Here is a 26,456-nt window from a genome sequence, read left to right on the forward strand (position 1 = left end):
GAAGACATGACAATGGTTGTGACAACGTGTAACTGGTCTGACGGGATGAGGCGGTATACGATGAATTCGATCAGGCGAAAGGAGTTGGTAAAGTGGAGAGAAAAACGACGAGGGTGATGATCTGGCTGTCCTGCTTGCTCGTGCTCTTGGTCGGCATGGCGACGTCCGCAACGGCCAAAGCCGGCGAAATAAAGATTTATGTCGAAGGCAAGCTTCTGCAGTTCGAAGGCCAGCAGCCGCTGATCCGGAACGGAACGACGCTGGTGCCCTTCCGCAAGACGTTCGAGACGCTTGGCTACAAAGTGGAGTGGCACGCAGAAGAGAAAACGGCATCGGGGACGAAATCAGGGATAAAAATCGAGCTGACGATGGGAAGCCAATCGGCAAAGGTGAACGGTCAAGGCGTCAAGCTCGCCGTACCGGCGCAAATTATTAACGGGAGCACGATGATTCCGTTACGGTTCGTATCGGAGAGCAGCGGCTATTTCGTTTCTTACAACAATGCGTCGGGCACGTCAATCATCGAAATTACCAAGGAAGACACGGTCCTCGAGCCCTATGTGGTAAAGGGAAGGGTTGTTAATTCTGAGGGCACTCCCATTAAAGGAGCATGGATTACGATCGACAACCAGCTGTTGCATGACAGCAACCTGCAGGCCAAGACGGATGACAACGGACGCTACAGAATTGCGTTGCCGAAGGCGGCCACGACTTACATGGCATATGCCGATTTCAAAACCGTCTATGAGGGCGTCGAGCACAGCGTCGAGCTGACGGCGGACGATAACAGCCCGTTCGCCGGCAATACGGGCGCGATCCGCAATTTCACCGTCAAGCTTAACAGTTCTACCGGCACGGGCGGAAGCGGTGAAGTGCTGTTCTATATGATGGATTTGATCCATCCGCTCAACCCCATTGCCGAACCGCCCGATCGGGACGACGTGACGATAACGCTGGAGCCCGTGGGGACGATGATGGATGGAACCGTCGGCGGACCCAAATTGGTAAGCAAGGGAAGCAGAAACAACAATGGTTACGGCGTGCACAACGTTCCGATCGGCCAATACCGCGTCAGCGCCGTCTATGCGCCGCCTGGCGAGGAACCGCAGCAAATGCTCGTCAGAATCGTCACGAGGGGCGAGGATTTGCCCTTTGCGGAATCCATTGTGGCCGGCTTCAGAAGCATCACGAGCAAAATTCATGTTATGGAGCTTGAATTAAAGCTTAATGTCGTCAAACCGCCGGTTGAAGAACCCGGCGAGTGGACTTGGGGCGACGAAGACGAAGAGGAAGAAGAATGGACCTGGTAAAGGCGGGTTCCGATTATGACAAAGGGAGACTGAGGCAATGAAGAAGAAACCGGCAACAACGACATGGAAAAGGGCAGGGCTGGCAGCGACGGCGATGGCCTTGGTCTTCGCGATGGGATGCTCGAACATCGAGCAAGCCATCCAGGAAGCGGAGGAGGGAGAGGTGACGATTACAACCGGGGAAGGCAAGGATGTTACGCTGTCCAGTAAAGCGGACATACCGGAGGGCTTCCCTTCCGACGTACCGCTGCCGGATGAAATCGAAGTCACTTCGTCGATCAGCGCCAGCGATTCCATCACGGTGACGATCGAAACGGAGATGCCGTACGACGAAGCGGTCGCTCTGTATGTTGACTATACGCAACAAGCCGGCTATTCGGAGGTTAGTCGAATGGGAGATGATAATTCCATTCATTATTCGTCACAAAAGGGAACTGAGCGATTCATCTTTACGTTGCAGCGGGATCTGGAGGACAACAAGACGGTTACCGGTGCATTGGTGTATTCCAATAATCCGGAAACCGAACAATAACGATAATCGTCATTTATTCGAATGGAAGGAAAGGAAGATGAAAATGAGCGGAAATTCTACGAATGCCGAGCAGGTTGACGCATCCGATGTATCCAATAACAAAGTGATGGCCATTTTGGCATACATCTTCTTTTTTGTCCCGTTGCTGGCCGCCAAAGGGTCGAAATTCGCCATGTACCATGCCAATCAAGGACTTATCCTGTTTTTGGCCCTGGTTGCCGTCAATATCATCAGCTCGCTGATTCCGATTGTCGGATGGCTGCTGATCGGTCCGCTGGGCAACCTCGCGTTGTTCATTCTGGCCATTATGGGGATTGTAAACGCGGCCGGAGGAGCCTGCAAGCCGATTCCGATTCTAGGCAGGTTCCGTATACTCAAGTCGTGAGTTAGACAGCAACTACAGCTCGAGAAACCCTGCATCTTGCTTCGAGATGTATGGGTTTCTATTTGCAAGGAGAATATTCTACAAACAGAGGGTCGGCGAGCTGGAGACGCTTCTGGAGGATGAGAAGAGAATCATGGCGCTGCTTAGCGAGGAGCTGAGACCGCTGCAGATGCGCTACTTGTTAGGTAAGGCGGCTCAGTCGTTCGTGGAGAGAAGTGGCCGTCGGGCCGCTAAGAAGCCTCGCTAACCGCTTTGCATAGCGGTTAGCGAGGCTTCTGTCAAATATATAACCAAAATTTCGGGCAAAGCTTGCAACCGGCAAAATCATTATCCCGCAATTTTTTTGGCGGGTTTGCCGCCCAACTGCAGTTGATCTACATCCTTCCAACTTACCCTGCATCCACTCTCATTGCAGGAATCGAAAAAAGGACATAATCGATAGTGAACCAGGGCATCGTCAAGACGTTGACTGGCTTCCAGGACAGGAGGGGCAGTGAAGGATCCGTGGTTGTCGAACGTAAGTTCCATGATTTTGCGAAGCTGTTCAATTTGATTGCGGCACTCGCATATATTCATAGACATTCGTCTCCTTCGTGATAGATTGCTAGGTCGATAGAGGTTTTCTCACTATTTTACAACAAATAGCGTTTAATGGCTATAAGTGGAAGGTCCGGAGTTTTGACAATCCTGTTACCTTACGAGATTGCGCAGAACTAACCATAGATTGGCGGGTTTTTCTGCCAGGCGCCTCGTGTAATATGGATACCACATTTCGCCGTAAGGAACATAACAACGTACTCTATACCCTTCGCGGGCAAGCTTGGCCTGCTCCTTCATTCTTAAACCGTATAACATCTGGAATTCAAACCTCGATGTCGGAATCCCCCGTTCAGAAGCGTATTTCTTGACATAACCGATAATGGCATCATCATGGGTGGCGATTGCAACATAGGCGCCGTGGTCCAAATGGAGCCGAATGAGCCGCTTGAACTGCTCGGCAATCTCAGTGTGGCGCTGGTAGGCAATGGAAAGCGCTTCCTTGTAGGCGCCCTTAACAAGTCTGAGAGGGATGCCTTCCTCTAAGCAGCGCTTCGCGTCTAACGCCGAACGGTACAGATAAGCCTGAAGGACCGTGCCGACATTGTTCAGCCCTTCCTCGCGAAGACGGCTTACGATAGAGAGGGTTGCTTCCGTAAAAGGCGAATCCTCCATGTCGAGCCGAACGAAGTTGCCGAGATCGGCTGCATGCCTCGCAACTGCCCGGATATTGCCGAGCGACGCCTCTGCGTCAAGCGCCAACCCCATCTGGGTGGGCTTAAGGGAAACGTTGGCGTCCGCTCCTTGCTCCGCGATGCCGTCCAGCAGCTTGATATAAGCGTCGCGATAGCCTGCGGCTTCGGAAGCAAGCGTCACTCCTTCGCCGAGATGATCCAGCGTTGCCATAATGCCCATGTTGTTTAGCGCCTGCACTTGTACGAGAGCGTCATGCAAATGGCGGCCGGCGATAAATCTGGAGGACAGCCGCTTGCCGTATTTGATCGTCATTGCTTTGACCGTCTTGTTGCCCGCGATACTCAGGAGACATTTGCGATACCAATCCGCGCCGATGGCCACCTTTGACTCCCCCTTATGACGTCCAACGCTTCGAGGCAGCTGCTCTGTCTGACTGCCTCTGGTGAACGACATTTCCTATAGTGCGTGTGCACAGCCTCTTATAGAAGATATGCGGCAGGAGTCTTGCCCTATTAGCGCCTGAGGACTTGTCCCGTCTGACGAACAGGAAAGACCCGCGACGCGGGGTGCGGGTCTCTCGCCAGGATGGCTGCTGCGATTCATGTCCTCATGCATGGAGGATACGATTCAGACATGGGAAGGTATTAGTACCATTTGAAACCAAAGCTGCAAGCGATAATCACCAGCAGAATGAAGAGAACCAGGATGGCTCCGACGTTATTATAAGCACCACCAACGTAACCGGACATTGTTACATGCACCTCCTTACGTTTTGAATACTCTGTAGGTTATGCTCCCGAGGTATACGTTGATTGGGTATTTGTTCCCATGGCATATAACTTGGGCCAACGCCCGCTTTGCGGGACAAGGGTGGGGCTGAGCTCGGACAAAGGCCGTGACGAGTCGCGAGAGGTGAGGGCTTTGGAGCAAAATGTGCAAACGCACAATTTTATCAAACGCCTATACAATCGGGTGAAATATACATAGGATACTGTACCTTAACATTAAAGGAGCTGAAAACTTCATGAATTATGCAGCAAACGTTTCTGGCGGAGCTAACCATCACTACCCTGTCGCAGGCGCAGGTTGCGGTAATGTAGGCGGCGCATTCAACAACGTCGGAGCCATCCTGGTTCTCTTTATCCTTCTGGTCATCATCGTAAAAACACTCTGCTGCTTCTAATCTCTGTCGAACACTAACTGAAATAGCGTGCAAAACCCTCAGGCGGCCTTCGCTTGAGGGTTTTACATGTTGCGGAGATCGTTAGTGCGATTCGACGAAAAGCGGAGAAAGACTCCACATTTCGACACAATATCTTTATAATGGATAATAGAAACAAAGGGGGGGACGAGTTATTTTGAGAAAACCAATCGTGAGCGTAGGCATAGGGGTCATCCTTCTAGCTGTTTTAGCTGCTTGCGGTACCAATAATGATGAGGGAAAGGAAGCGGGCGCAGAGGAGAAAACACAGATTACGTTATGGCATAACTTTAATGGGAACGATCTTCGCTCGTTGGCGATGCGGAGTCTTATAGAGACTTTCCAAATAAATAATCCGCAAATCGAGCTAAAGGTGGAGAAGTTTGTATCCGACGGATACCGGGCGAAGGTTATGGAGGCTGCGAAAGCGGACAATCTTCCGGATGTGTTCGTGATGTGGAGCGGCTCCATGACCAGCGATTTTGCCCAAGCAGGGCTGATCCAGCCCATCAATGAACTGCTGGGCGAATATCCGGAATGGAGAGACGGATTTATGCCGGGTTCGCTGGAGGCGTTTACCGAAGGAGGAAATACATACAGCGCGCCAATGGGACTTACTCCGACGTCGATATTGTATTACAACAAGTCGATCTTTTTGGAGCAGAAGCTGACCGTGCCTCAAACATGGGAACAATTGCAGGATGTCATCCGCAAGCTTAACGACAAAGGCATCGCGCCAATCGCATTAGGCAACAAGGCGGGCTGGGTTGCGCAATCAAGCATCTTTAGCTCGCTTGCGGATCGGGTTACGGGCACCGATTGGTTTATGAAGGCTATAGCTCAAGAAGGAGCAGCGTACACGGACCGTGTATTTGTTGATGCCTTAACCTATATGCAGGAGCTTGCCGAGGCTGGCGCGTTCCAAACAGGTTACGCCAACATGGATAATCTGGAGATGGAGCTGCTGTTCGCGCGCGGAGAAGCGGCGATGATGATCGACGGAGGCTGGGCGCTGACGAATATGGCGGCGAATGCGACGAATGAAGAGCTGCGTCGGATCGGCGCAACCGTATTGCCATCCATGCCTGAAGGATTGGGGAACAGCCGGTCCGTGTCCGGCGTCACGGGCATCGGCATGGGACTCAGCAGCATGGCACAGGATGAGCGGAAGGAAGCGGCGCTTGCGCTTATATACGCGATGAGCGGTCCCGAAGCGCAGCGTAAGACGCTTGAGAGCAATCAATTGGTAAGCTACAAAATCGATTTGGACAGAAACAAGGTGTCGTCCATCTTCGCGGAGGTGTACGAGCTGGTGACCAGCGTTGATTTCACGCCTGTTTATGACGTTTATTTGTCCAGCGAGACGGCGGAGGTCCTGAATGAAGGGCTTAAAAAGCTGCTCGCGGGAACGGCCGAGCCGGAGGAGGTAGCGGCGAGCTTGCAAGAGGCTCATGTCAGATCCGCGGAGCCAGCCCGGAGCGAGTAACCATAGAGAGAAGGAGAGCTTATGGAGAACCTGAGTGAGGCTGGCGAATCAATCGCGATGCGCGCGATACCGGTCTATGTGCTGACGGGATTCCTCGGCAGCGGCAAGACTACTCTGTTGACGCGGCTGCTGGAACGGTTGAAGTCGGAGGGGAAACGTCCGGCTGTCATCATGAACGAATTAGGCGATATTAATCTGGACGGCCAACTGGTGGAGAGGGACGTGCCGATGGCGGAGATGCTGAGCGGGTGTATCTGCTGCAGCATGCGAGGCGATCTGGGGCTTACGATCGATGGTCTGATCGGACTGCATGGACCGGATGCCATCGTGATCGAAGCAACGGGAGCCGCCAATCCCATGGAGCTGCTCGACGGTGTGACGGAGGCGGCGATGTACCGGAAGGTGGAGCTGAAGTCCGTTATCGCGGTAGTGGACGGTCCGCAGCTATTAGCTCGCGGGCGCGACGGCAAAGGCCGCACCTTCAAGCTAATGCGCGACGGGATTCGCTGCGGCACGGCGCTCCTGCTTAACAAGGCCGACAAGCTGGCTCCCGAGGAGCTTGTCGAAGCGCAGCAGTTGATGCGCGATATGAACGCCCATGCGCCGATTTTGCCTACGGTCCGCTGTGATACAGAAGCTTGGGACTTGTTGTTTGGCACCTCGCAGGATGCTGCTTCGCGTGTTCCTGAGGGTACTGTGGGGACTCATGTTCATGAACATAGCCACCAGCATGTAATGGCGTTGACGCATTATTGGCGAGGTCCCGTCGACAGCGAGGCGTTCGAGCGGCTGCTGGGCGAATTGCCCGATAACATCTATCGGGCGAAAGGCATCGTATCGTTCTCGGACACCTCGCGCGGCAGTCGGTTCTTGTTCCAATATGCGTATAAGGAATCGGACTTTATCCGGATCGAGCCGCAGGGAGAAGTGCTGGATGTCGCCGTGTTCATCGGCGAACACTTCTCCAGAGAGGAGCTGCTGGGCAAGCTGCGCACGTTGGAAGAAGGAAGATAAGTCATAATTTGTCGCATCATGTCTATACGCGGTAATGGTTGGATACAATAATCGGAGATGGGACGGCATGATTGTCCCTGCCAATCCATACGGTATAGAAGGGTGAGAGACGATTATGATGTTCAGCAAAATATCGGTTGCGCTGGCGACGGCACTGCTGTTGTCCTCCGCATATGGCATGACTTCCGAAGCAGCCGTCGAAGGACCGCTGCTCGCTCAGCATGCGGAAGGCGAAGAGGGTCATCGTCACGGCGAGATGTCGCGCAAGGAATTCGAGGCTTACCGTCTGGAGAAGCTTCGCGAAATGGCGGCTTACTTCGGCTTGAAAACCGACGGCAAGTCCGCGGATCAGCTAAAGCAAGAGCTTAAGGAAGCGCGCAAAATCAATCCCGAGAAATGGGAGGCGTTCAAGGCGGAGCATAATGCGAAGCGATTGGAGCGCCTGCAGGAGATTGCCAAGAAGCAAGGCATCGCGACGGAAGGCAAGACGGCTGAGCAACTCCACAAGGAGCTGAAAAATGCGCACGGCGGCAAGTGGCCGGGCCGCTCCAAGGATACGCGCAAAGAGCCCGTGCCTTCCGCAACAGTCGCTCCGGCGCCGAATCCGGCACCGACAACAGCGCCGACCGCCGCTCCTACGGCTATGCCCAAGCCCGACAAAAAAGATGGAGAATCTGAGGGTAAGGGTATCGAGAAACAGGGGGAAGCGGGCAAAGGAAAGGTCGAAAGCTTGCAGGATTCCCAAAAGAGCAAATAAAATCTATTCATCAGAAAAAGGCATGAAGCCGGGTAGAGCCGGACTTCATGCCTTTTTTCAGATCGTCCACTGGGAATGTACGATTCCGCTCAAGTACCAGCCTCCCTCATGCTGTTCGAGCACGAGAATCAGGCTTTTCCAATCCATGCCCTCGTATTGCTCGTCAAACCCGCTGAAGTGATAGTCGACAATGTAGCTGCCGGGGAACGTTTCTTTCATGTTTGGCTCCGTGTTGCCGCTGCTCAGAATTTCGTCCCAGCCGATCTTCTCGGCATTGACGAAGTCTTCATCATAAACGAACTTTTTGTAATAGTCGCCGAAGGTGAGCTCGATCGGTTCGCCGGAGCCGTCGAAGGAACCCCATACATATTTTTTGACATCACTCGTCGTTGGAAGCTCCGAGGCGGGAAACGTCTGCGCTTTCTCCTTGTCAATGTGGGCATAAGGCGAGAACAGGAGACCGTTCTGCGGATGGACGTAAGCCTGCAGAGTCTCCATGTCGGCATCCTTAAGCGTCAAAATAATAGCTGCTGCCGCGTCCCGCGGCGTCGCGAACAACGGACTTTGTTTCTCTTGGCCGCTTGTCCCTCCGTCGGCAGGAGTTGTCGCCTGCGGGCTTGCGGTCGGAGACGGCGATCCTGATTGTTCCGTTGGATGCGGAGTCTGCGAAGATCCGTTCCCGGACGCGCAGCCCGTCAAGCCAATCGCGAGGATGGCGGCCGTACATAAAGTAATCCATGTTTTTTTCATGTTATAGCACCTGCTTTCTGGATCATATTAACAAGGTTGCACTACAACTTACAGACGAGGGCTGTTGGCGGAAAGGTTGCATGACTTGGCGGCTCGGCGGAAATAATGGACCGCTTGTCAGAATTCGCGTTGTTTGTTAGGATGTATTTATTAAGTAAAATTATTAACTAAATATCAATTTGGTATCAAAATCGAATTTAAGCGGGAGCGAGTGGGATGGCAACGATCAAACAAATTGCTGCGAAAGCCGGCGTATCGGCTGCAACGGTATCCAGAGTGCTGAACAACGACCTATCGCTTTCCGTAAGCGAGGACACGAGAGGCCGTATCTTCCGAATCGCCGAAGAGCTGGGCTACAAACCATCCAGGCTGCGAAAGCTGAAGCAGGAAGAACATCTTTCCCGGCAGCAGATCGGATTGTTGATGTGGTCGACGCTGGAGGATGAGCGGGACGATCCATACTTTTCCTCCATTCGCCGAGGCATCGAGCTGCGCTGCGAGGAGCTCGGCATTACCATCGCGAAGGTGATGAGAGGCAGAGGCGGTACAGAGCTTGCTCCTTGCCATGGACTAGATGGTCTCATCGTCGTCGGTTCTCTTCACGTGGAGGATGTGCTCGCCCTATACGGCAATCCCGAACGCATCGTATTCGTCAATCACGCCGAAGGTCCGCCCTCCAGCGACTCCGTCAAGCTCAACTTCGAAGCCGCGATGGAGGAGGCGCTGTCTTATTTGCAGGCGCTGGGCCATATTCGGATCGCGTATGCAGGCGGAGAAGAAACGGTTCACCGCTTGACGGTCTCGACGGAGAACGAGACGGTAACCGATTCCCGAAGAAACCGGTACAGGGCTTTTATGTCGGAGCGGGGGCTTTACCGCAGCGAGTACGACCTCGTAACGGAATGGTCCTCGGGCGGCGGTTATTCCGGTATGAGAAAGCTGCTCGATCTTAATGAGCGTCCCACCGCTTGTTTGATGGGAAGCGATCCCATGGCCGTGGGTGGGCTTCGGGCACTCCACGAAGCGGGGCTCGAGGTTCCTAACGACATGTCGCTTATCGGATTTGACGACATCGAGATTTCCGCTTACCTTAGCCCTCCGCTTACGACGGTTCGCGCCTATACGGAGCTGATGGGCCGGACGTCGGTCCAACTGTTGCTAGAGCGAATCCAGGGCCGCGAGGCGGCCATTCACGCCACGGTAAACACGTCGTTTATCGTCAGGGAGAGCTGCGGGCCGCCCGGCATGTAAGCGCAGCTCAAACCCACATCAAGCTTCCGAAGCGGCTTTGCTTTGCAAAGCTGAAGGTCGCACACATCTTCGAAAAAGCCTCGATAGAGGTTTTCTCATAACTTACCCGAAAACAAGAGATTAGAACCGAGGAGGAACATTAATGTCCATTCGTTATGATGAAAACAACCGTATTTTCCATTTGCAATCGGGAGATGCCAGCTATGTGCTCGGCGTTACGAAGCAAGGTTACCTGGCTCACTACTATTGGGGCCGCAAAGTTCGCGGAACCGGTCTGCGCCAGCTGCTTGAGCTGAAAGAACGCGCATCGTTCTCGCCTAGCACGGATCTGGAGCAAAAGGAGCTGTCGCTCGATTCGCTTCCACAGGAATATCCGACATACGGCAGCTCCGACTTCCGCATGCCGGCGTTCCAGGCGCAGCTCGCCGACGGAACGACCGTGACGGAGTTTTTGTACGATTCCCATCGGATCGTAAAGGGCAAGCCATCGCTGCCGGGTCTTCCGGCGGTCTACGTCGAGAGCGACGACGAAGCCGAAACGCTTCTCGTCGATCTGGTCGATGCGAATTCCGGTCTTCGCGTTACGCTATCCTACACGGCGTTCTCGGACCACAGCGCGATTGCCCGTTCGGCAAGCGTAGTCAACGAAAGCGGAGCTGCCGTCAAGCTGCTTCGCGCGTTCAGCGCCAGCTTCGATCTGCCTCATGACCGCTTCGAGCTGCTGCAACTATCCGGAGCCTGGTCGCGGGAACGTTACGTTCATACGCGCAAGCTGGTACTGGGACTTCAGTCGGTGGAGAGCCGCCGGGGATCCAGCAGCCATATGCAGAATCCTTTTATCGCTTTGCTCTCGGAGGGATCGACGGAAACGCATGGCGACGTGTACGGTGTCAGCCTTGTCTATAGCGGCAGCTTCGCGGCAGGAGTAGAGGTTGACCAGTTCCATACTTCGCGCGTATTCGCGGGACTGAACAGCTTCGACTTCAGCTGGCTGCTGGAGCCGGGCGAGACGTTCCAAGCGCCCGAGGCGATTCTGGTGTTTTCGGCCGAAGGCTTGGGCGGCATGTCCCGCAGCTATCACGAGCTGTATCGCACGCGACTTAGCCGAGGCGCGTTCCGCGACAAGGCCCGTCCGATTTTGATCAACAACTGGGAAGCGACGTACTTCAATTTCAATGCGGACAAAATCGAAGCCATCGCGCGTGCCGGCCAAGAGCTCGGCATCGAGCTGTTCGTGCTGGACGACGGCTGGTTCGGCAAGCGGGACAGCGACAACTCCTCGCTAGGCGACTGGTTCGTGGATCGGAACAAGTTGCCGAACGGTCTTGAGGATCTGGTAGGTCGAGTCACTTCGCTCGGCATGGAATTCGGTCTGTGGTTCGAGCCGGAGATGGTATCTCCTGACAGCGAGCTCTACCGCAAGCATCCGGACTGGTGCCTGCACGTGGAAGGCCGCAGACGGACGCAAGCCCGCCAGCAGCTCATTCTCGACATGTCGAGACAGGACGTGCAAGACTACATCGTCGAAGTGATCTCCGCGACGCTCTCCAGCGCTCCGATCACATATGTGAAGTGGGATATGAACCGCAACATGACGGAGATCGGTTCTGCACTGCTGCCTGCGGACCGTCAGCGGGAAACAGCTCACCGCTACATGCTGGGCTTGTACGCCGTGCTTGAGAAGATCACGACGAGCTTCCCGCACGTGCTGTTCGAAAGCTGCTCCGGCGGCGGCGGACGCTTTGACCCGGGCATGCTTTATTACATGCCGCAGACGTGGACGAGCGACAACACGGACGCCGTATCGCGCCTCAAGATTCAATACGGCACAAGCATCGTGTATCCGATCAGCTCCATGGGCTCTCACGTATCCGCGGTGCCGAACCACCAGGTGGGCCGGATTACGTCGCTCGACACGCGCGGCAACGTCGCGTTGTCCGGCAACTTCGGCTACGAGCTCGACCTGACGCAATTCACGGAAGATGAGAAGGAACTCGTGAAGGAGCAGGTGGCCAAATACAAGGAGATCCGCCACTTAGTGCAATTCGGCGACTTCTACCGTTTGTTGAGCCCGTTCGAGGGCAATGATACGGCTTGGATGTACGTGAGCAAGGACAAGAGCGAAGCGGCAGTCGTATTCGTGTCCGTGCTGCAGGAGGCGAACCCGCCGCTGGACCGTTTCCGCCTGCAAGGACTGGACCCTGCTGCCGACTACGTGCTGCAAGGCCAGGGAGACGGCTACGGCGGCGACGAGCTGATGTTTGCCGGTCTTGCGAAGCCGCAATTCCATGGCGATTTTGCGAGCAAGGTGTACCATTTCAAGAAAAGCGAATAGTAGGCAAGTTAGCGGTAAGAGAGGAGCGGGTCGCCTGGGGCGATTCGCTCTTTTTTTGTTGCGTCCAAGCACCAAGCACCAAATTCCCCACTTTCGAGGGTTCATGATTCTGAGTGCTGATGGACGATGAGCGAAATCATGTTAATCTCGCCCACTCCCGTGCCATGAAGTTACATGTAGAGGAAGAACGGGAAAAGCTCCTATTAATTTCAAGTTCGCAAGAAGATTGGCGGTTATAAAGGGAAATCCTCCGTTTAAATGGCCACAAACCTGCCCATAGTGCCTATAGAGGGGCGATTAAACGGCACATTTCCCACTAAATCTCTAGAGTAGCGTATGCGAGGGTAAATAGACGGAACATTTCCCACTAAATCTCCGAAGTAAATCTCCGAAGTAACGAATATGAAGGGGATAGGCGAAGGGTTTCCTCTTAATAGCAGCTTGGCCCAACCCAACCGGCTCCACCCCCATACCCGCGATTGCACCAGCCTAACGGACAGAGAAGGCACTATTTCATCGAAAATGGCATGTATCGGATTCTAACGGACCTCACAGCCCTTATTGGGGAGGGAAAGGCTGCTCTGCACTCAAAATGGTGCAAATAGTGGCTATCTTGTCCATTAAAATTCCATCATGCCCACTTTCAGCCGAATAAAGTCTCACATGTCCGTAAGAACAGGAAATGCTGCTAGTTCAAAGGTTTGGGCGGGAAGGGAATGGAGGGAAGGGAAGGGAAGGGAAGGGAAGGGGCTAGAGAGAGGGGGTGGAGGGGGAATGGGCTAGAGGGGGAAGGAAGAGGTTGGAGAACGCCAGAAATCAATTCGCGGGATGCCGAACCTACCAGGTGAAGAGAAGCGGAGAAGCAAGGCGTCAATTGGCGCGAAAAAAACCGAAACAAAGGGGTTGCGCTTGACGTAACGTCAAGTGCTATGCTTTGAAGGAAGGAAAGTATATCTTCGCCATACTTTCTCTATATATCTCGAATTGAAACGGGCTGCGCTGCCAAAGGACGGCACGGCCGAGTCACCTTGGCAGGAAGGGGAGGGAAAGGAATGTGATGAGCGACCAACACGAAAATGCGAACGGAAAAATCGGAAACGAAATGGCCGATGATCGGCGCACGTATACGATCGGGGCGTTCGCCCGCATGACGGGAACGACGGAGCGTACGCTGCGTTTCTATGATCGCAAAGGTCTGCTGAAGCCATCGGGGCGCAATGCGCAAGGGCATCGCTTCTATCAAGAAGGGGATCTGCTCCGGTTGCAGCAAATACTGACGATGAAATATTTGGACTTCTCGCTGGACGAAATCGCGGAGCATCTGAGCGATCGGAATCGTGATATGACCGCTACGCTCAATCTGCAGCGCGAGCTGCTAAGCCAGAAGCGGGATCAACTGGATAAGGCGATTGGCACGCTGGACCGCATGCGGATGCTCCTTGAAGGAGCCGGAGAAATAGACAGCTCGCTGCTGCTTTTCTTCATACACAACATTCAGAACGAGGAGGCGCAGAAGCGTTACCTGGCGGAACGGCTGCCGGCTCCTGTTGTCGGCGCGATTTTTATGGAGGGCATGCCGGAGGCGGAGCGGCTGGAGCTTGAGAAAAGGATGACGGCTGTGCTGGTTGAACTGACGGGCTATTGCCGCGAAGGTCGCAGTACAGACGATGAGGTAGTGCTGCGCTCGGGGCTGCAGTTAGTAAAGCTTCTGAGCGAGGTCATCGGACAAGCGATGGAGCATCTGAGCGAAGAGCAAAAGAACGAGATGGAGCGAGCGATGTCCGAGATTGGCAATCCGGAAGCGGAGCTTGATCCCGCGCTTTTTTACAGCGGATTTTCGAAGGAAGAAGAGTTATTTCTCGCGGCTGTCATGGAAAAGGTCGGCGTTATGGAAGAGGATTGGTTGAAAGGAGTGAGTCAAGATGAACGTTAAACCGTTTCTGGCGCTTGTCGGCAAACACCGGCCGAAGGGCTGGATTATTGCCGCGGCTATAATATTGGGGCTGGGAGAAACAGCGTTGTCGCTCTTCATTCCGCTGCTCACGCGGGATGTCGTCGAGGAAGCCTCCGCATCCGCGTTGCAAAGCGCTACGGTCATTATGTTAGGGGCTGTATTCGCGCTACAGACCGCAATGTCGGGCTTCGGCGTCTATACCATGTCCTATGTCGGACAGTATATGGTGGCCGGTTTGCGCCGGGAGGTTTGGGAGCGGGTGCTCCGCCTGCCCGTTTCGTTCTTCGACCGCAATACGTCAGGCGAGACGATGAGTCGGATAACCAACGATACGAACGTCATCAAGGATTTTATCGTTGGGCATGTCATATCTTTCCTGGGAGGCATTGTCTCCATCGTTGGAGGCGTGGGCATTCTCCTGTATCTCGATTGGAGAATGACCTTGCTTATGCTGATCGCCGTTCCGGCGTCGCTGCTTATCCTGTGGCCGCTCGGCAGCAAGATGTTCGCGATCTCGAAGTCGATGCAGGATGAAACCGCGATGTTTCAGGGCGATTTAGGGCGAGTGCTGACGGAAATTCGATTGGTCAAATCTTCGCTGGCCGAGCCGGCCGAACTGAGACAAGGACGCGGCCGCATTGGCAGCTTGTTCCGTTTCGGCATGAAGGAAGCGAAAATCATGTCCATCGTTACGCCGCTAATGATGTCCATCATGCTGCTCATTCTCGTACTGCTTATCGGATACGGGGGCGTCAGAGTCGCGCAAGGAACGATCACGACGGGCGAACTTGTCGCCATCATTCTCTACATGTTCCAGATCGTCATGCCGTTTACGCAGATGGCATCGTTCTTTACACAGTTCCAGAAGGCGCTCGGCGCATCGCAGCGAATTATCGAGCTGATAGAAGAGCCGGCGGAGACGGAGCGGGGCATCGACGATCGTCCGGCGAATCAACAACGCGGAAGAAGAATTGCTGCTTCTGAAACGATTTCTTTTGAGAAAGTCAGCTTCGCCTATTCCCCGGATCGTCCCATTCTGAATGGGGTATCGTTCGAGGCCGTCGCCGGCGGCATGACCGCTTTCGTAGGCGCCAGCGGCGCGGGCAAAACGACGATTTTTTCGCTTGTGGAGCGCTTCTACTCACCTACGGGAGGTACGATTCGTTACGGCGCAGACGACGTGTCTGCGATGTCGTTACAGCAGTGGCGGGACCGGCTGGCTTACGTATCGCAGGAAAGCCCTATGATGGCCGGCTCTATCCGGCATAATCTCACATATGGCTTGAGCTCGGATGTTAGCGAGGAACGAATTGCCGAGGCGTTGGAGGGAGCGAATCTGGCGGAGCTGATCGCATCACTTCCCGATGGGCTCGAAACGGAGGTTGGCGAACGCGGCGTGAAGCTGTCGGGGGGCCAGCGGCAACGTCTCGCTATCGCGAGAGCGATGCTTCGCGATCCTGAATTTCTACTGCTGGACGAGGCAACGGCGCATCTGGACAGCGAGTCGGAGCGGCTCGTGCAGGACGCGTTGCAGAAGCTTATGCAGGGACGCACGACGCTCGTGATCGCGCATCGCCTGTCGACGGTCAGCAATGCGGACCGGATCATTGTATTAGAAAAGGGCGAAGTGACGGGGCAAGGCACGCATATGGAACTGCTTCGCTCCCATGAGCTGTACGTCAAGCTCGCGAAGGGACAGCATCTTGAGAGCGAGGCTGCGGTTTGAGGTGGGGGTGGATTAAATAGGATTGATATCCCGACCCGACGAAACATTGAAACCAACTGCAACGTTGAGTAAAACGGAAGCGTTGGTTTTGTTAGAACGGTTGAAAAGCAATACGACTCGCAGATTGCCAAAGAGCCAGCCGCGTTGAAAACGCGACTGGCTCTTTGTAAACGGGGCGTTAGAGGGCTACACCGCCTGCAAGCCGGCTTGGTTAAGCAAGTTCCAAGGTTTGTTGTAATGCGGCTGGAAAAAGAAGTCCACGAAGCCGAGACCATCCATCGTCATGCCGTTCTGAATGCAGACCGACAAGGTGTTGATCGATTGAGTCAAGTCGACCTTCGAGATGACCTGCGCGCCGAGGATACGGCCGGTGTCGGCATCGTAGACGACCTTCAGCGTAACGTCTTCGTAGGTCGGCATAAATTCCAGACGGTCATGGTCTTGCAGCGTTACTTGCTTGACGTTTAGGCCGGCTGCCGTCGCGGCCGTCTCTGTCAAACCCGTCGATGCGATATTGTAATCGTAAATTTTGATGCCCGACGTTCCTTGTGTACCCATGTACTGTACGGTTGGCTTCATCAGATTGCGGGCAACCAGCGTGCCCATCCGGACGGCATTGGTCGCAAGCGGGATGTAGGCATGCGCCCCGGTCGGGTTGTAGCGAACCGCGCAGCTGTCGCCCGCGGCGAACACGTCCGGCTTGCTGGTCCGCATATATTCGTCGACGATAATGGCGCCGTTCGGCAGCATGTCGACTTGTCCGCGGAGGAGATCCGTGTTGGGGCGGAAGCCGATGCAGAGAACGACCATATCGGCTTCGAACTCTCCGTCATTCGTCACGACCGCGGCTACCTTGCCGCTTGGATCTCCTTTGAACGATTGCGCCGTTCTTCCCAGTGCGAGCTGTACGCCTTTGTCCGTCAATTCGCGTTCCGTAATGTCCGTAAACTCGCGATCCAAATATTTGTATAGAATCCGGTCCATATTATCAATGAGCGTCACTTCTTTGCCCAATACCTCGAACGCTTCCACGAGCTCAATGCCGATGTAGCCGGCGCCGATGACCGCGATCCTGCGGGCTTCTTTGGCTTTCTCGATAATCGTCTGGGCATGCCCGTAATTTTTGCAGAGCAGAATGTTATCAAGCCCGATGCCGTCCAGCTTCGGAATAATCGGCCACGAGCCGGTCGTTACGACGAGCTTGTCGAAGCTGTGCGCGAAGTTTTCGCCGGTCACGCTGTTTTTCACATCCAGTTGCTTCGCGTCGGTGTCGACATTCAATACTTCATGGCGCATATGCGTCATCACGCCCAGCTTGGCAAGCTGCTCCGGCGAAGCGTAGAACAGATCTTCCGCTTTCTTTACGACGCCGCCTACATGAAGAGCAATACCGCACGAGAGGAACGAGATATTGTCGTTTTTCTCGAATACATGGATCTCGGCCTCGGGATAAAGTTTAACCATATTCAGAATCGCGGCGGTTCCGGCGTGTGTACATCCAATCACGGCAATGCGAGTAGGGGTTGTCATATAAAGCGCCTCCTAATGTATATAGTGAATTAATTCACAACCAATAATGTGATTTATTTCACAACGTTGTCTTGCTCCTATAATACGCCAAACAGGTCGGCATGACAATGTCTGAATTGTGAACAATTTCACAAACTAGGAATTGGGATTTCTTATGTTAAAATAGGACAAACCATCAAACCAACCACCGGAAAGGCGGGGATGCAATAATGACCGAACAAGGAACGCATGACGGGAAAATCGTGCTTATTACGGGAGCGGGAGCAGGAATCGGGCGCGAACTGGCGCTGGCTTATGGGCGGGAAGGGGCATTGTCGCTCATTGCGGACAGAAATGAAGCCGGTCTGGAAGAAACGGCTGCGCTGTTGGAACGCGAAGAGCTGGATTCCGCATCTTTTGTTGTCGATATCAGCAAGCCTGAAGAAGTAAGCCGCTTATTCGCGGATATCGAGGTTATGTTCGGGCGATTGGATATCGTTATCAACAATGCGGGCTTCGGTATTTGGAAGTCGCCGTACGACCTGGAGATCGACGAATGGGATCATGTCGTTCATACGAATCTGAGAGGCACGTTTCTCTGCTCGCGCGAGGGAGCCAAGCTGATGAGGAAGGATGGAATCGGCGGCTCCATCGTCAATATTTCATCGACGCGAGCGCACATGTCGGAGCCCTACTCGGAAGCCTATGCAGCATCGAAGGGCGGGATCCTGTCGCTGACGCACGCGCTCGCTGCATCGCTCGGTCCCGACGGAATTACGGTCAATGCGATATGTCCAGGTTGGATCGAGACGGGCGATTACGGAGCGCTGCGAACGGAGGATCATGCCCAGCATCCCGCGGGACGAGTAGGCAAGCCGGGGGATATCTCTAAAGCATGTTTATATCTGACGAATCCGCAGAACGATTTTGTGACGGGTACACATATAACGGTGGACGGCGGCATGACTCGTAAAATGATTTACGCGGAATAATGGACGCCTGAGGAATAACATGCGTAAAAGCAAGTTGAAACGGCTGCCGTCCTTTGGCGGCGCGGCTCTTAACCTTGCCGAGAAATAGGGAGAGAGTATGGTGGAATCAGGAAATCATATGATTTCCTATAATGCGGAAAAGCCTTCAACCCATTAAGACAATGGTTTGAAGGCTTTTTCGTTCAACAGGCGGGACCGGCTCATCCGCTTTGCTCCTTCTGAGGCCAGCCCCATAAGCAAGAGCTGTATATAAAGGCTAGTTGCCGGATTTGCTCATCAGCCGTTGCAATTGTTCTTCCACCTGGGCGGAACGTTGTTCTCCCTTGATGTCGACAGGGGCGTATCCGACGCCTGCCCCGCCTGCCGGAGCTGTTCTTGCAAGCTCGCGGGTGGCTTCCCATTCCATAACCTTCTGCTCGATTCTCTCGAAGCCTTTGCTTGCCGAACTGCTATGCAGGTGGGTCGGTCCGCCGTATACGCCATTGCCGGTACCGGCTTCGCTCGTTGCCGACATTTGCCTTACGCGTGTCATTAGCTCTTCGCGTTTGCTTTGCAAACGAGTTTTCTCTTCCTTCAGACCTTCCACGCGCAAACGCAGGTCGTCTGCCGATTGCTTGGCGAGGTCCCGCAGCTTTGCGGTTTCCTCCGCTTGCTCCAGATATAGCAGCTTGGCTTCCAGCGCCATGCGTGCTTCTTGCTCACGGCCTTCCAACGCGGCTTGCTCTGCTTTGCCCTCGTAATATTGAGCCTGCGCATGCAGTTCTCCCAGCTTGGAGCCCATTACGCGCTCCTGGACGAGTTGTTGCGACATCGAACGTTCCGTGCGTTCGATCACCTCATCCAAGTCCCGCAAATAGTGGTTAAGCATCATAACCGGATTTTCCATTTTGTCCAGCATCTCGTTAGCGGCAGCCTTCGTCATATTCAATACGCGTTGTAGAATTCCCATGTCATTTCTCTCCCTATATGTTTAGTTTGGATGTGATTGTTGTTGCTTTGGTTGTTGCCGGATTAGTAGTGGTCGACGAAACGGAAATCATTATACGGCGCCTTCGGAATGAACAGCGAAGCGATCAAGTAAATGAGTAGCACGCTGCCGAAGCTGAAGAAACCTGCAATAACGACCAGCATTCTGACGATGTTGGAGTCGATCCCCAGCCATTGTCCAAGTCCTCCGCATAATCCGGTTAATTTACTGTCCGAAGTGGAACGAAACAATTTTTTCATCTCGCATTCATCCTTTCGTGTTGCTCATCTATGTCCTTATTGTATAGCTCGGGCGAATGCTTCGTAACAGTCCGCAGTCTATTGTTGGAACTGGTCTTTAGGCGGGGCAGGACTCGGACGCACGACCGGGAGAGGGGATTGCGGTGAGGTGGGACGTACGGAAAAAAGGCTGCTCGGGAACCCCAAGGGGCTCCTGAGCAGCCTGATTTATACACAATCCGTCGAGCGGGCGCGCGATAGGTCATGCGAGTATGAAAATTCATACACAATTCGCCGAGCGGGCGTGCTATAGGGCATGCGAGTATGAAAAATCATACACAATCCGCCAAGTGGGCGTGCTATAGGGCATGCCAGTATGAAAAATCATACACAATCCGCCGAGTAGGCGTGCGATAGGGCATGCGAGTATGAAAAATCATACTCAATCCGTCGAATAGGTGCATGTTAGGCCATGCGAGAATGAAAATTCATACACAATCCGCCGAGTGAGACAGTAATGAAGCGTGCGAGTATGAAAAATCATACACAATCCGCCGAATGAGGCAGTGACGGACCGTGTGAGTATGAAAACAAACAAGGTCTCTCGGTCGCAACTCCAGCATGAAAATGGATCGAGCTGTTGGTAGAGCTGACGGTGACGAGAGCAAGCAAAGGAGCTAGCAATCCGCCGCGTATCGGTTTTTAAGCGAGCTCACCATCGTATCCAATTCTTCCTCCGTGGGCATTATTAGTCGAGCAGCGGCTTCCTCGACACCGGCTGGCGTCTGCCTGCTCTGAATGGCAGACTTGATGGCAGCGGCGAAGACAAGCGCACCTTGCGGGCCAAGGCCGGCAATCTCCTCCAGACTGGCGGTGCTGTCGCCGAACACAATGGGGTGGCCGAGCGAGTCGTCGCCGCAAGAGGCGACATCATAGAAGGCGCGGACGAGCTCGGCGCGAGTGCGGCCGGAGCCTTCTGCCACGACGAAAGCCTGTATGATCGATGCATGTGTCTGCCGCCGCTGGGCGATGCCGCAAAATTTGTAGCCTTCGATGCTCAGATCGAAGTCGCCGGGGCAATAGGCGCCTGCAATCTCGCCTTTCTCCACCAATCGACCGGAACTCTGCAAGGCTTCCGCTATTAAATCATACATCCGTTCGAAGTCGTTATGGAATCGAAGATCCAAGGCATTCTTCTTGGGAAGAATGAGGGAGACATTAACGACCCCGGCATCCAGAGGAACGGCCGCTCCGCCAGAATTGCGCACAACCGTCATCCAGCCCCCCTCCTCCAGCCACTGCCTGGCTTCCTTGGCTCGCGGCATACGGCTATCTTTCTGGCCCAGCACGAACGCATGGGGATGGCGCCATAGATGACAGATCGCCGGTCCGCCTTTGCCGGCGCTTCGGCAGAGGAGCTCATCCAGGGCAAAGGCGTACAAGGGATTGCTATGGCGGAAATCGTTCATTCGATCGAGCAGCAGGATGGCGGGTTCTTCCTTGAAGGGCATGCAGGGTTCCTCTCTTATGGGAAAATGTATAGACTACCCGTATTGTAACACCAATCCCTTCGCAGCGGATAAATACGTTTCCCTCCATCGAATCGGTTATCATTGCGATCCCCTTCGGCATCTATCGATGATCATTGCTGAGGAGTAGCGCGTGTCCAGACGACAGGGAAGTCATCCCCCGTCAGGATTTCACCTGGCTGTACTTTTACGTGGCTTTCCATCGGATGTCCGCCTGCAGGTTCATAGCGTGTATGACCAGGCATGTAGTGGACGGCAATCGCGCGACGCTTTAATGAAGAACGATTGTGGGGGCTGCCGTGCCACGTTAAGCAGTGATGATAACCAACTTGACCTTTTTTGATCTCGAACGGCACCGATTCGACGATTGCATCTGCCGGCAACAGTTCCGGTTGACGATGATACGGTTTGAAATGATCGTCGCTTGCCAAGTAGCGCTGGTGGTTGCCCCAAAGATGACTGCCGGGTACCATCCACATGCAGCCATTCTCAATGACGGCATCATCCAAAGCGACCCAAGCGCTTACGAGATCAGCGGGTTGGATGACGGGCCAGAGGGGATGGTCCTGATGCCAGCCGGTTGGTCCGCCGGAATAAGGCGGCTTGTATTGGATCTGATCATGCCAAACTCGTACCGTATCCGTATTCGAAAGCTGAGCGATCTCTTCGCAAATCGTTTCATTCTGCGCATGCTGATAGAAGGCTTCGCTCGCCATCCAAATGTTGACGATTTGCACGACCTTTTCATTTACTGTCATGTCCATGCCCATATTTCCAGCACCCTCCAGCAAATTTACATTCCTTACTGGTTTCCGCACGGACTTCCCTTCCATGACAAGATCAAGCTCTGCGCGCAGCAGATCGACCTCGGCTTCACTTAGTACGATCCCGCCTTTTAAAAAGCCATCCCGATGAAATTGTTCGATTTGCGCTTTTGTTAACATGTGTTGATAATCCCCTCTCATACCTTTATCAGGTAATATTTGATACTATAAGCATAGTGGAAGGGTTTTCAGATGTATTTGCAATAGTGCTAGATATCTTTATAATTATTCAACATTTTTCGGAGAATGGAATAAGGGAGCGCAGGTTGAGGTGAGAATATATTCTATTGTCGATTTGAAACCGACAGTCAACTTTGCAAGCCGTGATCAGGCCGAACCTTGCACGGTGTGGGGACCGCGGATTATTCCGGATTGTCAAATCTTTTATGTAATCAGAGGAAGTGCCGTGTTGCAACTGGGCAACGAACGGATCGCGATCGCTTCGGGGCAAGGTGTGTTTTTTGGAAGCGAGAGTCCTCATCGCCTGGAAACGCTAGAAGAGACCGATTACTATAGTGTTCATTTCCACTTCGATCATGTTTCTCCGGCGCCGGTTCATCCCGCATATGCGATTTTGGGCTGCGAGCCGGAGCAGCTCGCACAAGAAGCGGCTCGATATGAGGTCTCGCTTGGGGACCGTCGTGGTGAGCTTTTCCCTCACAAGTTCGCATATCCGGGGATGGAGCCTTTCTTATTGCGTTTGGTAAAGGAATATCGAGGCGGGCATGATTGGTTTGATTGGAGCTTGCGCGGGATTATGCTGGAGATGATCACTCATATGCTGCGTTGCCGATTGGGTGAAATCAAGCGAGTTGTATCTCCTTTCCTGGCCGCTACTTTGGACGCCATCCGCGCAGAGCCTGAACGTCACTGGACTGTCGCCGAGTTAGCGGCGTTATGCGGTTATCATCCTGTCCATTATTCGAGGTTGTTTAAGATGGAAATGGGAACCAGTCCGAAGGATTATTTGATGACGGAGCGAGTAAAACGGGCAAAACAATTACTGCTTAGCGGCGAAAGAATAGAGAGCATCGCAGAACGTCTTGGCTATAACAGCATTCATTACTTTTCGAATAACTTTAAGCAGCAAACGGGGCTTACGCCATCCGAATATCGCCAACAAGGCCGTGTGGATTTAGCTTGAAACAGTTGACGCCGCATGATGTATTTTCGTATTAAACAGTACGACAAGCGATTGAATTAGACGGTGAAAATATCAGGGTTTGACCTCATCCTTAAAAATATCCCGCCAGCTCGTCAACCCTGTCCGCATAATTGTCCAAGTCCCCACATAGACATGTTATCATCCAGTAAAAATTCGATGGTCAGAGGGGATGATTACATGCGTCGCATGGCATGGACGGCGGCAATTATTATGGTATTCGCGCTTGTTCTATCTGCTTGTGGTGGTACAAAGGACGCCGAGTCCGTGGTGAAGGATCTCGAGAAGTACGTGAACGACATGGAGAGTTATCAGGGCAACGGCACGATGACGCTTCATACCGGCCAGCAGCCGCTGACGTATCAGGTGGAGGTGTCGTACCAGACGCCGCATTACTACCGCATCAAGCTGACGAACGAGGAGAAGGACATTACGCAGATCGTGCTTCGCAACGATGATGGCGTATTCGTATTGACACCCAAGCTGAACAAAGTATTCCGGTTTCAAAGCGACTGGCCGCAAAATCAAGGTCAGGTTTATCTGTACCAGACGCTTGCGCAAAGCATCATTGTAGACAACTCCAGAGTATTCGCCGTAGACGAGGACGCCTACGTGTTCGACGTTATGGCGAGCTATAACAACGGCTCGTTAGCCCGCCAGAAGATTTGGCTGGACAAAGCGGATCTCAGCCCGGTGCAGGTGAAAGTCAGCGATACGAACGCTTCTGTCGTCGTAGACGTGAAGTTCGACGACTTCGAGTTCGGAACGAAGTTCGAGCCGAGCGTATTCCAGACGGAAGCGAATATGCAAGCGGAAGCTTCCCCGTCGGCCGGCAACGACGAACCGACCGTAGCAACGCCGGAGAACAGCGACGATACCACGGCGCCTGGCGACGATGCCGTCGAAGACGAGGATACGGACGGCAAGGTTGAAGGAAGCGGCAATAACGAGGAAGAACCCGGCGACGAAGAAGCAGGTGCAGAAGAAGAGGATGCATCGACTGGCGTGGAAGGCGAAGAGCCGGCAGATTTCGTGGCTATGGGACCATCGTACCTCCCGAGAGGCGTAGCGATGAAGGATGCCAAGGACATTGTATTCGGCGGCAATCCCGGCATGATTACACGTTATGAGGGAGTATACAGCTACACGCTCATTCAGACGATGCCGAAGGATGTGGCAACCACGCTTGTTCCCGGGCGTATGGTGGATGTCGGATTCGACAACATTGGCCAAATCACGGGCGATGACAAGCTGCAGACGCTTACCTGGACGTACGAGGGTCAGCAATTCCGCCTTACGAGCGATAATCTGCCGGAGAGCGAGATGTTGAAGGTTGCGCAATCGGTTCAAGGCGAGATGGCGAAATAAATAATAACCTGCTTAATACTCGGCTGGCATGGGATTTCCAATACGTGCCAGCCGATTCTGGCATGCATTGCATTGACAGTCCCGGCAGCCTCGTTTAACATTGATTTTATTGATGTTGACTGCCCGGATTGTTCCTGCATTTAAGAGGTTGTTCAAAAAGTCCGCTTTTGATCACGAAGTATGGTCGCGTTGCCTGCTCGACATCGAATATTGAATTCAGGCGAAACTTCCGTTGCTCACGTAGCTTCCACTACGCTCCGCTACTCAGTTTCTACCTTCATCCAATCTTCTCGGTGCTGAAAACCGGACTTTTTGAACTTGCATTGAAAGCAAGAGGAGAAGGTGAAAGACTTGGATTCGTATTATCGCCCTACGAGGGCAGAAATTTCGCTCGACGCCCTGAGGCACAATCTAGCCGCTATACGCGCCGCGCTTCCCGACGGCTGCAAGCTGATGGCTTCCGTTAAGGCGAACGCCTATGGTCATGGAGCCGTGGAGATTGCAAAGGCCGCCGAGACCTTCGGCATTGATTATTTGGGCGTCGCGTTCCTGGATGAGGCGCTGGGACTTCGGAGAAGTGGCGTTCGCGCGCCTATTCTTGTATTGGGTTACGTGCCTGGTGATGCGCTTGGTCTTGCTCGAGAGCATGATATTACAATCAGCATGTTCAGGGAAGATGTTCGCGAGGCTGCGGCAAACCTTCCGGAGGCTCCGAATGGTCGAAAGCTCAAGATCCATGTAAAAGTGGACTCCGGCATGGGCCGTCTTGGCGTGCTGGGTCTGGAAGAGTCGGTAACGTTCGTCGAACATTGCCTGGCTACTCCGCAGCTTGAGGTTGAGGGCATGTTTACGCATTATGCGCGCGCGGATGAGCTGGACAAAGGATATACGGAATCGCAGCATGAGCGCTTCTCTGCCGTTGCCAAGGCGCTTGAGGTGCGCGGTATCCGGTTACCGATCATTCATGCGGCCAACAGCGCCGCGGGGATGGAGACTCCGGAGTGGGCGGGCGGCATGGTGCGGCTTGGAATCGCGATGTACGGTTTGTACCCGTCTGCCGAAGTAAATCGGGAAAAGATCGCGCTTGCTCCGGTTATGTCGCTAAAGACGGAGGTTTCCTTCGTCAAGCAGGCGCCTGAGGGCTGGGGAATTAGCTACGGTACCCGTTATTTCGCAAAAGGCGGAGAGAGAATCGGCACGCTGCCGATCGGATATGCCGATGGGTACAGCCGGATGCTCTCGGGCAAAGCGCATGGACTTGTGCGCGGCGTCAAGCTGCCGATACGGGGCACGATTTGCATGGACCAGTGCATGATTACGCTGGACGACGAGAGGCTGACGGCCTCCGAAGCCGGAGAGGTTCGGCAGGGCGAGGAGGTTGTGCTGATCGGACGACAGGGCGACGAAGTCATTACGATGGAAGAGCTCGCGGATCAGCTTGGCACGATCAACTACGAGATTGCATGCATGATCGCGTCCCGCGTGCCTCGCGTCTATACGTCTGGCGGGGCAGTCGTCTCGGTTCGCAACGAGCTGGCATAGCCGCGTCCGTATCTGGTGGGATTTTTTTCATGAAGGAAATTCCGGCAGCGACGGAGGAATTTGGGGAACGAATATCGAATGTACTGTAGAGGTTATTCTGCACGTCTCATGCATGCCGCGATATAGCATAATTGATATATGACTAACATAGATATGTTGAAGTATAGCGGAGGCTATATTTTGCCAGACTATAAGGGAGTATAAATACTCCGCTTGAACATTTTACGCAGCAGCGCCAGAATGTTCCTGCTACAACCGCATAGGGTCAGTTGAATGGGACGTATGTTCCTTCCTGTATGAATTTAACAACAAACCTTCTACATGCAATCAACATTTTCGTGGAGCTGTAGATTTTATCATGCACGTGGCTTTGGAAAAGTTTTGGGGGTG

General features: G+C 53.6%; 25 protein-coding genes. 16 read left to right on the forward strand and 9 right to left on the reverse strand.

Going from position 1 to position 26,456, the window contains the following annotated elements:
- Nucleotides 1–92 precede the first annotated feature (92 nt).
- The 4 genes from KJW29_RS34995 to KJW29_RS35010 are packed head-to-tail and all read left to right on the forward strand — an operon-like array spanning nt 93 to nt 2,474.
- The gene (locus KJW29_RS34995; RefSeq protein ID WP_214628123.1) at nt 93–1,310 is read left to right on the forward strand and encodes a stalk domain-containing protein; all 1,218 of its coding nucleotides are present in this window, start codon (nt 93–95) and stop codon (nt 1,308–1,310) included.
- 37 nt (nt 1,311–1,347) lie between these two features.
- The gene (locus tag KJW29_RS35000) at nt 1,348–1,842 is read left to right on the forward strand and encodes a hypothetical protein (RefSeq protein WP_214628124.1); all 495 of its coding nucleotides are present in this window, start codon (nt 1,348–1,350) and stop codon (nt 1,840–1,842) included.
- A 43-nt stretch (nt 1,843–1,885) separates the two neighbouring features.
- Nucleotides 1,886–2,227: a DUF4870 domain-containing protein gene (locus KJW29_RS35005; protein WP_214628125.1), complete on the forward strand. Its 342-nt coding sequence runs from the start codon at nt 1,886–1,888 to the stop codon at nt 2,225–2,227.
- Nucleotides 2,228–2,273: 46 nt separating this feature from the next.
- Nucleotides 2,274–2,474: a hypothetical protein gene (locus tag KJW29_RS35010; RefSeq protein ID WP_214628126.1), complete on the forward strand. Its 201-nt coding sequence runs from the start codon at nt 2,274–2,276 to the stop codon at nt 2,472–2,474.
- 80 nt (nt 2,475–2,554) lie between these two features.
- Here the strand turns inward: KJW29_RS35010 and KJW29_RS35015 are convergent, their stop codons facing one another.
- The 3 genes from KJW29_RS35015 to KJW29_RS35025 all read right to left on the reverse strand — a co-directional run bounded on the left by KJW29_RS35015 (nt 2,555) and on the right by KJW29_RS35025 (nt 4,209).
- Nucleotides 2,555–2,803, reverse strand: a complete 249-nt coding sequence (locus KJW29_RS35015; RefSeq protein WP_214628127.1) for an aspartyl-phosphate phosphatase Spo0E family protein — start codon at nt 2,801–2,803, stop codon at nt 2,555–2,557.
- 114 nt (nt 2,804–2,917) lie between these two features.
- The gene (locus KJW29_RS35020; protein WP_246608502.1) at nt 2,918–3,841 is read right to left on the reverse strand and encodes a proline dehydrogenase family protein; all 924 of its coding nucleotides are present in this window, start codon (nt 3,839–3,841) and stop codon (nt 2,918–2,920) included.
- A gap of 263 nt (nt 3,842–4,104) precedes the next feature.
- A complete protein-coding gene (locus KJW29_RS35025; RefSeq protein WP_214628129.1) occupies nt 4,105–4,209 on the reverse strand; it encodes a YjcZ family sporulation protein in 105 nt (34 codons plus the stop codon).
- Nucleotides 4,210–4,484: 275 nt separating this feature from the next.
- On the opposite strand from KJW29_RS35025, the gene KJW29_RS35030 reads away from it, so the two are divergent.
- The 4 genes from KJW29_RS35030 (at nt 4,485) to KJW29_RS35045 (ending at nt 7,918) form a co-directional block, all read left to right on the forward strand.
- Complete coding sequence (locus KJW29_RS35030) at nt 4,485–4,643, forward strand: hypothetical protein (protein ID WP_214628130.1); 159 nt, start codon at nt 4,485–4,487, stop codon at nt 4,641–4,643.
- Nucleotides 4,644–4,818: 175 nt separating this feature from the next.
- Nucleotides 4,819–6,147, forward strand: coding sequence for an extracellular solute-binding protein (locus KJW29_RS35035; protein WP_214628131.1), 1,329 nt, complete (start codon nt 4,819–4,821; stop codon nt 6,145–6,147).
- A gap of 21 nt (nt 6,148–6,168) precedes the next feature.
- Nucleotides 6,169–7,161, forward strand: a complete 993-nt coding sequence (locus KJW29_RS35040) for a CobW family GTP-binding protein (protein ID WP_246608503.1) — start codon at nt 6,169–6,171, stop codon at nt 7,159–7,161.
- A gap of 115 nt (nt 7,162–7,276) precedes the next feature.
- A complete protein-coding gene (locus KJW29_RS35045; RefSeq protein WP_214628132.1) occupies nt 7,277–7,918 on the forward strand; it encodes a hypothetical protein in 642 nt (213 codons plus the stop codon).
- 57 nt (nt 7,919–7,975) lie between these two features.
- Here KJW29_RS35045 and KJW29_RS35050 read toward each other — a convergent pair whose 3' ends face one another.
- Nucleotides 7,976–8,668 carry a hypothetical protein gene (locus KJW29_RS35050; RefSeq protein ID WP_214628133.1) on the reverse strand — a complete coding sequence of 231 codons (693 nt, stop codon included), beginning with the start codon at nt 8,666–8,668 and terminating at the stop codon, nt 7,976–7,978.
- A gap of 216 nt (nt 8,669–8,884) precedes the next feature.
- Between KJW29_RS35050 and KJW29_RS35055 the strand changes: the two genes are divergently transcribed.
- The 4 genes from KJW29_RS35055 (at nt 8,885) to KJW29_RS35070 (ending at nt 15,934) form a co-directional block, all read left to right on the forward strand.
- On the forward strand, nt 8,885–9,919 hold the full coding sequence (locus KJW29_RS35055; protein ID WP_214628134.1) for a LacI family DNA-binding transcriptional regulator: 1,035 nt from the start codon (nt 8,885–8,887) through the stop codon (nt 9,917–9,919).
- A 142-nt stretch (nt 9,920–10,061) separates the two neighbouring features.
- A complete protein-coding gene (locus KJW29_RS35060; RefSeq protein WP_214628135.1) occupies nt 10,062–12,254 on the forward strand; it encodes an alpha-galactosidase in 2,193 nt (730 codons plus the stop codon).
- A 1,057-nt stretch (nt 12,255–13,311) separates the two neighbouring features.
- Nucleotides 13,312–14,187 (forward strand): MerR family transcriptional regulator, encoded by an 876-nt coding sequence (locus KJW29_RS35065; protein WP_246608939.1) that lies wholly within the window; start codon nt 13,312–13,314, stop codon nt 14,185–14,187.
- Nucleotides 14,177–15,934 carry an ABC transporter ATP-binding protein gene (locus KJW29_RS35070; protein ID WP_214628137.1) on the forward strand — a complete coding sequence of 586 codons (1,758 nt, stop codon included), beginning with the start codon at nt 14,177–14,179 and terminating at the stop codon, nt 15,932–15,934. Before KJW29_RS35065 ends, KJW29_RS35070 begins: the two co-directional genes overlap by 11 nt.
- Nucleotides 15,935–16,120: 186 nt before the next feature.
- On the opposite strand, the gene KJW29_RS35075 is transcribed toward KJW29_RS35070, so the two are convergent.
- Nucleotides 16,121–17,464: an FAD-dependent oxidoreductase gene (locus KJW29_RS35075; protein WP_214628138.1), complete on the reverse strand. Its 1,344-nt coding sequence runs from the start codon at nt 17,462–17,464 to the stop codon at nt 16,121–16,123.
- 209 nt (nt 17,465–17,673) lie between these two features.
- On the opposite strand from KJW29_RS35075, the gene KJW29_RS35080 reads away from it, so the two are divergent.
- Nucleotides 17,674–18,435, forward strand: coding sequence for an SDR family NAD(P)-dependent oxidoreductase (locus tag KJW29_RS35080; protein WP_214628139.1), 762 nt, complete (start codon nt 17,674–17,676; stop codon nt 18,433–18,435).
- Nucleotides 18,436–18,691: 256 nt separating this feature from the next.
- On the opposite strand, the gene KJW29_RS35085 is transcribed toward KJW29_RS35080, so the two are convergent.
- From KJW29_RS35085 to KJW29_RS35100, 4 genes are all read right to left on the reverse strand, one after another.
- Complete coding sequence (locus KJW29_RS35085; protein WP_214628140.1) at nt 18,692–19,384, reverse strand: PspA/IM30 family protein; 693 nt, start codon at nt 19,382–19,384, stop codon at nt 18,692–18,694.
- Between the two features lie 62 nt (nt 19,385–19,446).
- A complete protein-coding gene (locus KJW29_RS35090; RefSeq protein ID WP_087569558.1) occupies nt 19,447–19,662 on the reverse strand; it encodes a PspC domain-containing protein in 216 nt (71 codons plus the stop codon).
- A gap of 656 nt (nt 19,663–20,318) precedes the next feature.
- Complete coding sequence (locus KJW29_RS35095; protein ID WP_214628141.1) at nt 20,319–21,152, reverse strand: lipoyl protein ligase domain-containing protein; 834 nt, start codon at nt 21,150–21,152, stop codon at nt 20,319–20,321.
- Nucleotides 21,153–21,283: 131 nt separating this feature from the next.
- Nucleotides 21,284–22,114, reverse strand: a complete 831-nt coding sequence (locus tag KJW29_RS35100) for a phytanoyl-CoA dioxygenase family protein (protein WP_214628142.1) — start codon at nt 22,112–22,114, stop codon at nt 21,284–21,286.
- A gap of 151 nt (nt 22,115–22,265) precedes the next feature.
- Here KJW29_RS35100 and KJW29_RS35105 point away from each other — a divergent pair, with 151 nt between their 5' ends.
- From KJW29_RS35105 to alr, 3 genes are all read left to right on the forward strand, one after another.
- Nucleotides 22,266–23,138, forward strand: a complete 873-nt coding sequence (locus tag KJW29_RS35105; protein ID WP_214628143.1) for an AraC family transcriptional regulator — start codon at nt 22,266–22,268, stop codon at nt 23,136–23,138.
- Between the two features lie 198 nt (nt 23,139–23,336).
- Complete coding sequence (locus tag KJW29_RS35110) at nt 23,337–24,524, forward strand: LolA family protein (protein ID WP_214628144.1); 1,188 nt, start codon at nt 23,337–23,339, stop codon at nt 24,522–24,524.
- A 351-nt stretch (nt 24,525–24,875) separates the two neighbouring features.
- Nucleotides 24,876–26,066 (forward strand): alanine racemase, encoded by a 1,191-nt coding sequence (gene alr / locus KJW29_RS35115; RefSeq protein ID WP_214631444.1) that lies wholly within the window; start codon nt 24,876–24,878, stop codon nt 26,064–26,066.
- Nucleotides 26,067–26,456: the final 390 nt, after the last annotated feature.

Source organism: Paenibacillus agaridevorans, assembly GCF_018604145.1.
GTDB lineage: Bacteria > Bacillota > Bacilli > Paenibacillales > Paenibacillaceae > Pristimantibacillus > Pristimantibacillus agaridevorans.

Excerpts from the sequence above, each read along its gene's own strand:
- KJW29_RS35085 (WP_214628140.1), bottom strand. The coding sequence starts at position 19,384 with ATGGGAATTCTACAACGCGTATTGAATATGACGAAGGCTGCCGCTAAC.
- KJW29_RS35040 (WP_246608503.1), top strand. The coding sequence starts at position 6,169 with ATGGAGAACCTGAGTGAGGCTGGCGAATCAATCGCGATGCGCGCGATA.
- KJW29_RS35000 (WP_214628124.1), top strand. The coding sequence starts at position 1,348 with ATGAAGAAGAAACCGGCAACAACGACATGGAAAAGGGCAGGGCTGGCA.
- KJW29_RS35010 (WP_214628126.1), top strand. The coding sequence starts at position 2,274 with ATGTATGGGTTTCTATTTGCAAGGAGAATATTCTACAAACAGAGGGTC.
- KJW29_RS35075 (WP_214628138.1), bottom strand. The coding sequence starts at position 17,464 with ATGACAACCCCTACTCGCATTGCCGTGATTGGATGTACACACGCCGGA.
- KJW29_RS35065 (WP_246608939.1), top strand. The coding sequence starts at position 13,312 with ATGAGCGACCAACACGAAAATGCGAACGGAAAAATCGGAAACGAAATG.
- KJW29_RS35045 (WP_214628132.1), top strand. The coding sequence starts at position 7,277 with ATGATGTTCAGCAAAATATCGGTTGCGCTGGCGACGGCACTGCTGTTG.
- KJW29_RS35080 (WP_214628139.1), top strand. The coding sequence starts at position 17,674 with ATGACCGAACAAGGAACGCATGACGGGAAAATCGTGCTTATTACGGGA.
- KJW29_RS35005 (WP_214628125.1), top strand. The coding sequence starts at position 1,886 with ATGAGCGGAAATTCTACGAATGCCGAGCAGGTTGACGCATCCGATGTA.
- KJW29_RS35055 (WP_214628134.1), top strand. The coding sequence starts at position 8,885 with ATGGCAACGATCAAACAAATTGCTGCGAAAGCCGGCGTATCGGCTGCA.
- KJW29_RS35090 (WP_087569558.1), bottom strand. The coding sequence starts at position 19,662 with ATGAAAAAATTGTTTCGTTCCACTTCGGACAGTAAATTAACCGGATTA.
- KJW29_RS35015 (WP_214628127.1), bottom strand. The coding sequence starts at position 2,803 with ATGAATATATGCGAGTGCCGCAATCAAATTGAACAGCTTCGCAAAATC.
- KJW29_RS35060 (WP_214628135.1), top strand. The coding sequence starts at position 10,062 with ATGTCCATTCGTTATGATGAAAACAACCGTATTTTCCATTTGCAATCG.
- KJW29_RS35110 (WP_214628144.1), top strand. The coding sequence starts at position 23,337 with ATGCGTCGCATGGCATGGACGGCGGCAATTATTATGGTATTCGCGCTT.
- KJW29_RS35025 (WP_214628129.1), bottom strand. The coding sequence starts at position 4,209 with ATGTCCGGTTACGTTGGTGGTGCTTATAATAACGTCGGAGCCATCCTG.
- KJW29_RS35070 (WP_214628137.1), top strand. The coding sequence starts at position 14,177 with ATGAACGTTAAACCGTTTCTGGCGCTTGTCGGCAAACACCGGCCGAAG.
- KJW29_RS35095 (WP_214628141.1), bottom strand. The coding sequence starts at position 21,152 with ATGCCCTTCAAGGAAGAACCCGCCATCCTGCTGCTCGATCGAATGAAC.
- KJW29_RS35030 (WP_214628130.1), top strand. The coding sequence starts at position 4,485 with ATGAATTATGCAGCAAACGTTTCTGGCGGAGCTAACCATCACTACCCT.
- KJW29_RS35050 (WP_214628133.1), bottom strand. The coding sequence starts at position 8,668 with ATGAAAAAAACATGGATTACTTTATGTACGGCCGCCATCCTCGCGATT.
- KJW29_RS35100 (WP_214628142.1), bottom strand. The coding sequence starts at position 22,114 with ATGTTAACAAAAGCGCAAATCGAACAATTTCATCGGGATGGCTTTTTA.